Source organism: Kribbella sp. NPDC050281 (assembly GCF_040655855.1).
In the GTDB taxonomy this organism is placed as follows: Bacteria; Actinomycetota; Actinomycetes; order Propionibacteriales; family Kribbellaceae; genus Kribbella.
The window spans coordinates 146,126-153,324 of sequence record NZ_JBFAKS010000019.1; the positions used below are offsets into that span (position 1 = coordinate 146,126).

A 7,199-nucleotide genomic window follows, 5' to 3' on the forward strand; every position below is an offset into this window, starting at 1 on the left:
CTTCGACATGCCACGTGCATACGTCCCGTACCCACCCGTATTCACCGTGACACCGAGGCGTGGGTCACGCCGTCAGGCGGGAGTCCTCCGACCGGGCCTCGCTGACCGCCTGGCCACGCGGAGTGTCAGGGAAGCGGGTGAGCATGGCGTGGATCTCGTCCGCCGGGACGTTCGCGCCGAAGAGCTCGGTCCCGGGTTCGAGTCGCATGCCTTCGGCGAGCGGGCCGGCGATCACCGGGTCGAAGCCCAGCGCGTCGACGATCTCCCCAACCGCGGCTGTGTCCGCGGGTTCGCCCGCGATCGCGATGGCCCTTCGGTCCGGGGATCCGTGCGGGCGGGCGCCCTCGTCGAGGTCGTGGTAGCCCATGTGGTTGAAGGCCTTCACCACGCGGGACTCGGGCAGGAAGTCCTGCACGATCTCGCTGGACGACGTCCGCGGATCGGTCAGGTCGTCGCGGATGCCGTCGACCTCCCACCAGTAGTTCATCGCGTCGATCACGAGCTTGCCGCGCAACGCCTCGACCGGAATAGTCCGGTACTTCCCGAGCGGCAGCGCGAGGATCACGACATCGGCCTGTGCCGCCGCCTCGTCCGCCGTCGTCGCGACGGCGCCCGGCGTGACGATCTCGACGATCAGCGCGATCTTCGAGACGTCACCCGAGCCGGCGATCAGTACGCGATAACCGGCCGCGACCGCGAGCCGGGCGAGCACGGTGCCGACCTTGCCGGCACCGAGGATGGCGATCGTGGTTCTGTCGGTCATGACGTCAGCCCGCCAGGATGTCGCGGACCATCGGGATGACCTTGGTGCCGTACAGCTCGACCGCCTTCATCCGGGCGCTCGCCGGCACCGGTCCGGCGCTGTAGATCAGGTCGAACCGGCCGACACCCAGCTTCTGGACCGCACCGGCGATCCGGCGGGCGACAGTCTCCGGCGACCCGACGTACATCGAGCCGTGGGCGACCTCGGCGTCGAACTCCTCACGCTTGATCGGCGGCCAGCCACGCAGCGCGCCGATCCGGTCGCGCATGACCTTGTACCGCGGGTAGAACACTTCCTTCGCTTCCTCGTCGGTGTCGGCGATGAAGCCCGGCGAGTGCATCCCGACCGGGTGCGCGACGGTGCCGAACTGCTCGGCCGCCTTCTTGTAGAGATCGAGGTACGGCGCGAACCGGTCCGGCGCTCCACCGATGATGGCCAGCATCAACGGCAGGCCGTAGTACGCCGTACGCACGACGGACTGCGGCGATCCACCGACGCCGACCCACGTGTTCAGGTGGCCGGACTCGGTCTTCGGGTAGACCTCGGCGTTGTCCAGCGCGGCCCGGGTGGTGCCTTCCCAGCTGACCGGTTTCTCGTCGAGCAACCGCACGAACAGCTGCAGCTTCTCCTCGAACAGAACGTCGTAGTCCTTCAGGTCGTAACCGAACAGCGGGAAGGACTCGGTGAACGAACCACGACCCAGGATCACCTCGGCGCGTCCGTTCGACAACGCGTCCACGGTCGAGAACCGCTGGAACACCCGGACCGGGTCGTCGGAGCTCAGCACCGTCACGCCGGATCCGAGCTTGATCCGCTCGGTCTTCGATGCGATTCCGGCCAGCACCGTCTCCGGTGTCGAGATCGAGTACTCGGGCCGGTGGTGCTCCCCCAGCGCGATCGCATCCACACCGAGCTGGTCGGCCAGCACGGCCTCCTCGACCACCTGCCGGATCGCCGCCGCGGCCGGCACGAGCTCGCCGTTGTCACCCTCCGGAATGTCCCCGAAGGTGTCGAGCCCGAACAAGAGGTCGCTCATCCGTCCACTTCCCATCTGCCGTCCACGCCAGCCTGAACAATTCTAGGTTGACATGTCAACACTGCTGGCGGCACGTTCATTCCGGCCGCTGACAGGATGGTCCGGACCATCCCCGAAGCGTGAGGCAGGTGCGAGCCGCTGTGAGAATCACCGCCGTGGAGACGATCCGACCCCGGATCCAGCCGAATCTGTTGTTCCTGCGTCTGCACACCGACGACGGGAGGATCGGGCTCGGTGAGGCGTTCTTCGGTGCCCGGGCCGTGGAGGCATACATCCACGAATCCGCCGCCGAGGTGGTGCTGCAGGCCGAGGACGCCACCCCGGAGGCGATGGCGCAGGCGCTCACGCCGTACCTAGGGTTCCAGGGCGCCGGCGCGGAGGTACGCGGCAACGCTGCCGTCGACCTCGCTCTCTGGGACCTGCTCGGGCAGTACGCCGGTCTGCCGCTGGCCGCGCTGCTCGGCGGTCCGGTGCGTACGTCGGTGCCGATCTACAACACGTGCGCCGGGCCCGGGTACATCGGCTCGAGCACGCGACAGCGGTCGGACAACTGGGGTATCCCGGATGGCTCCGCCGAGCAACGCCCGTACGAGGATCTCGAGGCGTTCATGACCAGGCCCGCCGCTCTCGCCCGGCAACTGTTCGACGAGGGCATCGGTGGTCTCAAGGTCTGGCCGTTCGACCAGGCCGCGGAGGCGACCGGCGGGCTGACGATCGGCCACGACGACCTGCAGCGAGGTCTTGCCGTCATCGAGGCGATCCGGGCCGAGGTCGGGATGGACATGAACCTCATGGTCGAGTTGCATGGCTTGTGGAGCCGCGGTGCCGCGACCACGATCATGGAGGCACTCACGCCGTACCGCCCGTACTGGGTCGAGGATCCGATGCGCTCTGACGCGGTCGACGCCCTCCAGGTGCTGGCGTCGTCGGTCGACGTACCGATCGCCTGTGGCGAGACGGCTGTCGGACGACGCGGGTTCGCCGCGCTCCTCCAATCCGGCGCGATCGACGTAGCCACCCTCGACGTCCAATGGACCGGCGGCCTCACCGAAGCCCGCAAGGTCGCCTCACTAGCCGACACCTACGGCATCCCCATCGCCCCTCATGACTGCACCGGCCCCGCCTCCCTGGCCGCCTGCACCCACCTGGCCCTCGCCTCCCCCAACGGCCTCATCCAAGAAACAGTCCGAGCCTTCCTCCGCACCTGGTACGCCGACCTGGTCGAAGGCCTCCCCCAAATCACGAACGGCCGCATCCAGATCTCCGACGCCCCCGGCCACGGCGTGCAACTACGGCCCGGTCTGGCCGAAAGCGACACGGTGGATCGGATCATCACCAGGCTGTGAACTTACGAGGGTTGGATGCCGTAGTCGTGGATTTTGCGGTAGATCGTGGCTCGGGACATGCCGAGGGACTTGGCGGCTCGGCCCTTGTGGCCGTCGTTGGCGACGAGGCTGCGGATGATCGCGTCGCGTTCGAGGGCCTCGAGTTGGCTGAGGCTGCGGCGGCTGATGGCCTGGACGCGGGCCGGGAGGTCGGCCGGCATGATCACGCCGGTCCGACGGCGGCGGAGAACGACCTGCTTGAGGACCTGGCACAGCTCCCCGGTGTTGCCGGGCCACGCGGACCGCATCAGCTGCTGCATCGCTTCCGGTGAGCAACTCAGGTCACCGTGGCTCACCTGGTTGAGGACGTACGGGACGAGTTCGCGGACATCCTCGATGTGGTGCCGCAACGGTGGCACTTCGACGGTCAGCGGGAACAACGCCAGCAACTCCCCCAGATCGGGGAGATCCGTGCCGTCCGATGTCATCGTGAGCGCGATCCACGGCGGCTCGGACGGCCGGCGCTCGAGTACGTCGTACAGGGCCTCGATCGTCGCTTCGACATCGCGCGGGCCGAGGCGGTCGGCGTGCCGGATCACCAGTGCCTGGACCATGTCGTCGGCCAGCTCGGCCTCCAGCTCCGCGCCGAATCCGCCGTTCGAGCCGACAGCGTCGACGATGTGGAACAGGCCGGCCGGGTTGTTCTGGTGGTGCGCGGCGCGGGCGAGTGCGACCTTGCCGACACCACGCTCGCCGGTGAGTACGACCCATTGCCCGGCCCGGCACGCGTTGTCGACCTCACGGCTGCTGCCCAGCCACGGCGCGCTGCGGCCGACCAGGCCGGGAAGGACCGGCCGGGGCGGTGGACGATGCGTCGCGGTCGGCATCCGGCTCTCCGGGCCGGAGTTGTGCGGGCTGACCTGGATGATGCCGGCCTCGTCTCGCGCTCCGACGGCGATCGGGCGGCAGCTGATCTTGACCCAGCTCCCGGTGGGCAGCTCGACCACGACGGCGTCGGTGCCACCGCGCGCCAGCAGCTCGCCGGCGTACCCGAGCACGGCTCGCTGGTCGGTGGCGTCGAGACACTGCCGGGCCTTGGCGTTCATCAGCAGCAGGTCGTCGTCGACCGCCAGGATCATGTCGCCGAGCCGGCGTGCACTCTGCCGGTACGCCTGCAGCAGCGCCAGCTCCCGAGTCGAGCTGTCGGTCAGCATCGCTGCCCTGATGTTGTCGGCCGTGGTCTTGGCGAGCGCGATCAGCAAAGTGCCGGCGTCCTTGCGCCAGCAGGTCAGGTCGATCGCGCCGACCGTCTTGCCGGTGACCGGATGCTTGATCGGCACGCCTGCGCAGGCGAGGTCCTCGAGATCCTCGGCGTAGTGCTCGTGCCCGAAGACATGCATCGGTCCGCCGCCTTCGAGGGCGGTTCCGATCCCGTTCGTCCCGGCGAACTCCTCGGAATAGCTGAAGCCGGGCGCCAGATGGACCTTGTCCAGGTGCCGGGCCAGTTCGGTGTCGGCGGTCAGGCGCTGGAGCACCAGGCCGGTCCGGTCGGTCAGGATGACGCTGATCGGTTGACCGGCAAGGTGTTCGTGCAACTGCTGCAGGACTGGTCTCGCGCTCCTGGACAACGGAAGTTCCAGGTCGGGATCCGCGACGTAGGGCAGCGAGATCCGATCGGCCGGCAGATTCCACCGCCGCGACCTGACCCAGGAGGCAAGGATCGACGGCCGGACGTCCTTCGGCCCGACCGGGTCGAGCGTGAGGAAGTTCAGCCGTGCCTTTGCGGCCCGCCCGCTGTCGTCTTCCGTCGGGAGCACGAGTTCTTCCACGGGGCCTCCTGACGCACGGTGGGCACGGGTGCTGAAGTGCCACCGCCCCACCGGTCGCTCGCACTTCGAGACTAATGCAGTCCGGCGCCAATGGCGTCTCAGATTGAGACACCCATCGAGGCCCGGCGGGATTGTGATCGAAGCAGCGATCAGGAGGTTGCGATGGACAGCGCTGTCCCGAGCCGGGAGACCTACAACCCGTGGACTGTCGTGAACGTCGTCTTCGAGCACCTGGCCGACGCCGGGCTCCATCCGGTCCTCGGTGCGACCGGGAACCCGGGCGAGTCGGCCGCCGCTCTCCTGCAGGCGTTCGGGATCCACCCCGACGCGCAGGGTGACGAACAGATCGCGCTGGCCAAGAACGCCCGGCTGGCGGAGCTCAGACAGGCGATGTTCGGCAGCCCCTGAGCCGGTGACCGTCCGTCATCTCAATTTGAGACCTCCACGGCGGTCACAGCGGCGATGTACTGCAAGTGCAGTCGGCCACGAGTGTGAGGAGTGCCATGAGTCGCCAAAGTGTGGCGAAGGCCCACCAGAAGATCCAGGAATTGTCCTGGGAACCTGCGTATCACGAGCCGGTCTCGCACTACGGGACCGACTACACGTTCCAGAAGGCGCAGAAGAAGGACCCCCTGAAGCAGGTCCTGCGGTCGTACTTCCCGATGCAGGAGGAGAAGGACCACCGCGTGTACGGCGCCTCCGACGGAGCCATCCGCGGAAACATGTTCCGCCAGGTGCAGGAACGCTGGCTGGAATGGCAGAAGCTGTTCCTGAGCATCATCCCGCTGCCGGAGATCTCGGCCGCCCGGGCGATGCCGCTGCTGTTCCGGACGGTGCCGAACCCGGAACTGCACAACGGCCAGGCGATCCAGATGATCGACGAGGTACGGCACTCGACGATCCAGCAGAACCTCAAGCGCCTGTACATGAACAACTACATCGACCCCGCCGGCTTCAACTCCAGCCTGCGGAACTTCCAGAGCGACTACTGCGGCACCATCGGCCGTCAGTTCGCCGAGGGATTCATCACCGGTGATGCCATCACGGCGGCCAGTATCTACCTGACCATCGTGGCGGAGACGGCATTCACCAACACGCTGTTCGTCGCCATGCCGGCCGAGGCGGCCGCGAACGGCGACTACCTGCTACCGACCGTGTTCCACTCGGTCCAGTCCGACGAGTCCCGGCACATCAGCAACGGCTACGCGACGCTGCTGATGGCACTCGCCGACGAAGGCAACCACCAGCTGCTCGCCCGCGACCTGCGCTACGCGTGGTGGAACAACCACCGTGTCGTCGACGCCGCGATCGGCACCTTCATCGAGTACGGCACCAAGGACCGCCGTAAGGACCGTGAGAGCTACGCGGAGATGTGGCGGCGCTGGATCTACGACGACTACTACCGCAGCTACCTGGTGCCGCTGGAGAAGTACGGCCTCGAGATCCCGCACGACCTGATCGAGGAGTCCTGGAACCAGATCTGGAACAAGGGCTACGTGCACGAGGTGGCGCAGTTCTTCGCCACCGGCTGGCTGGCCAACTACTGGCGGATCGACCCGATGACCGACAAGGACTTCGAGTGGTTCGAATACAAGTACCCCGGCTGGTACGACAAGTACGGCGCCTGGTGGGAGAACTACAACCGCCTGTCGATGCCGAACGGGCACAAGCCGATCGTCTTCGAGGACGTCGACTACGAGTACCCGCACCGGTGCTGGACCTGCATGGTCCCGTGCCTGGTCCGCGAGGACATGGTGATGGCCAAGGTCGACGGCCAGTGGCGGACCTACTGCCACGACATGTGCCGCTGGACCGATGAGGTCGCCTTCCGGCCGACGTACCAGGGCCGGCAGACGCCGAACATGGGCAAGCTGATCGGCCACCGCGAGTGGGAGACGCTGTACCACGGCTGGAACTGGGCCGACGTGGTGTCCGACATGGGCTTCGTCAGGGACGACGGCAAGACCATGGTCGCGCAGCCGCACCTCGATCTGAACCCGGACAAGATGTGGACGCTCGATCACCTGCGCAAGTGCCCGCCGCTGGCGAGCCCGAACGTGCTGCTGAACGAGATGAGCGACGACGAGCGGACCGCGTTCGCTGCCCGCTATGTACGCGGAGGCCCCGCCGGCCGCGCACCCGCCGACGCATGATCCCCTCCCCGGGCGCGATCGGAGCACCCTTCTACCGAGACGGGTACGCCGATGGCATCGCATCAGCTCTGGATGCGAAGACCGGCGCGTTGC

General features: G+C 67.4%; 6 protein-coding genes. 3 read left to right on the forward strand and 3 right to left on the reverse strand.

Going from position 1 to position 7,199, the window contains the following annotated elements:
• Nucleotides 1–64: 64 nt before the first annotated feature.
• Nucleotides 65–763, reverse strand: coding sequence for an NADPH-dependent F420 reductase (locus AB0I34_RS21890; RefSeq protein ID WP_360447632.1), 699 nt, complete (start codon nt 761–763; stop codon nt 65–67).
• 4 nt (nt 764–767) lie between these two features.
• Nucleotides 768–1,799: an LLM class flavin-dependent oxidoreductase gene (locus tag AB0I34_RS21895; protein ID WP_360447634.1), complete on the reverse strand. Its 1,032-nt coding sequence runs from the start codon at nt 1,797–1,799 to the stop codon at nt 768–770.
• A 155-nt stretch (nt 1,800–1,954) separates the two neighbouring features.
• On the opposite strand from AB0I34_RS21895, the gene AB0I34_RS21900 reads away from it, so the two are divergent.
• On the forward strand, nt 1,955–3,145 hold the full coding sequence (locus tag AB0I34_RS21900; RefSeq protein ID WP_360447636.1) for a mandelate racemase/muconate lactonizing enzyme family protein: 1,191 nt from the start codon (nt 1,955–1,957) through the stop codon (nt 3,143–3,145).
• Between the two features lie 2 nt (nt 3,146–3,147).
• Here the strand turns inward: AB0I34_RS21900 and AB0I34_RS21905 are convergent, their stop codons facing one another.
• Complete coding sequence (locus AB0I34_RS21905; RefSeq protein WP_360447638.1) at nt 3,148–4,953, reverse strand: GAF domain-containing protein; 1,806 nt, start codon at nt 4,951–4,953, stop codon at nt 3,148–3,150.
• Between the two features lie 162 nt (nt 4,954–5,115).
• On the opposite strand from AB0I34_RS21905, the gene AB0I34_RS21910 reads away from it, so the two are divergent.
• Both AB0I34_RS21910 and AB0I34_RS21915 read left to right on the forward strand, forming a co-directional pair.
• On the forward strand, nt 5,116–5,361 hold the full coding sequence (locus tag AB0I34_RS21910) for a hypothetical protein (RefSeq protein WP_360447640.1): 246 nt from the start codon (nt 5,116–5,118) through the stop codon (nt 5,359–5,361).
• Between the two features lie 95 nt (nt 5,362–5,456).
• Nucleotides 5,457–7,106 (forward strand): methane monooxygenase, encoded by a 1,650-nt coding sequence (locus tag AB0I34_RS21915; RefSeq protein ID WP_131354050.1) that lies wholly within the window; start codon nt 5,457–5,459, stop codon nt 7,104–7,106.
• Nucleotides 7,107–7,199 lie beyond the last annotated feature (93 nt).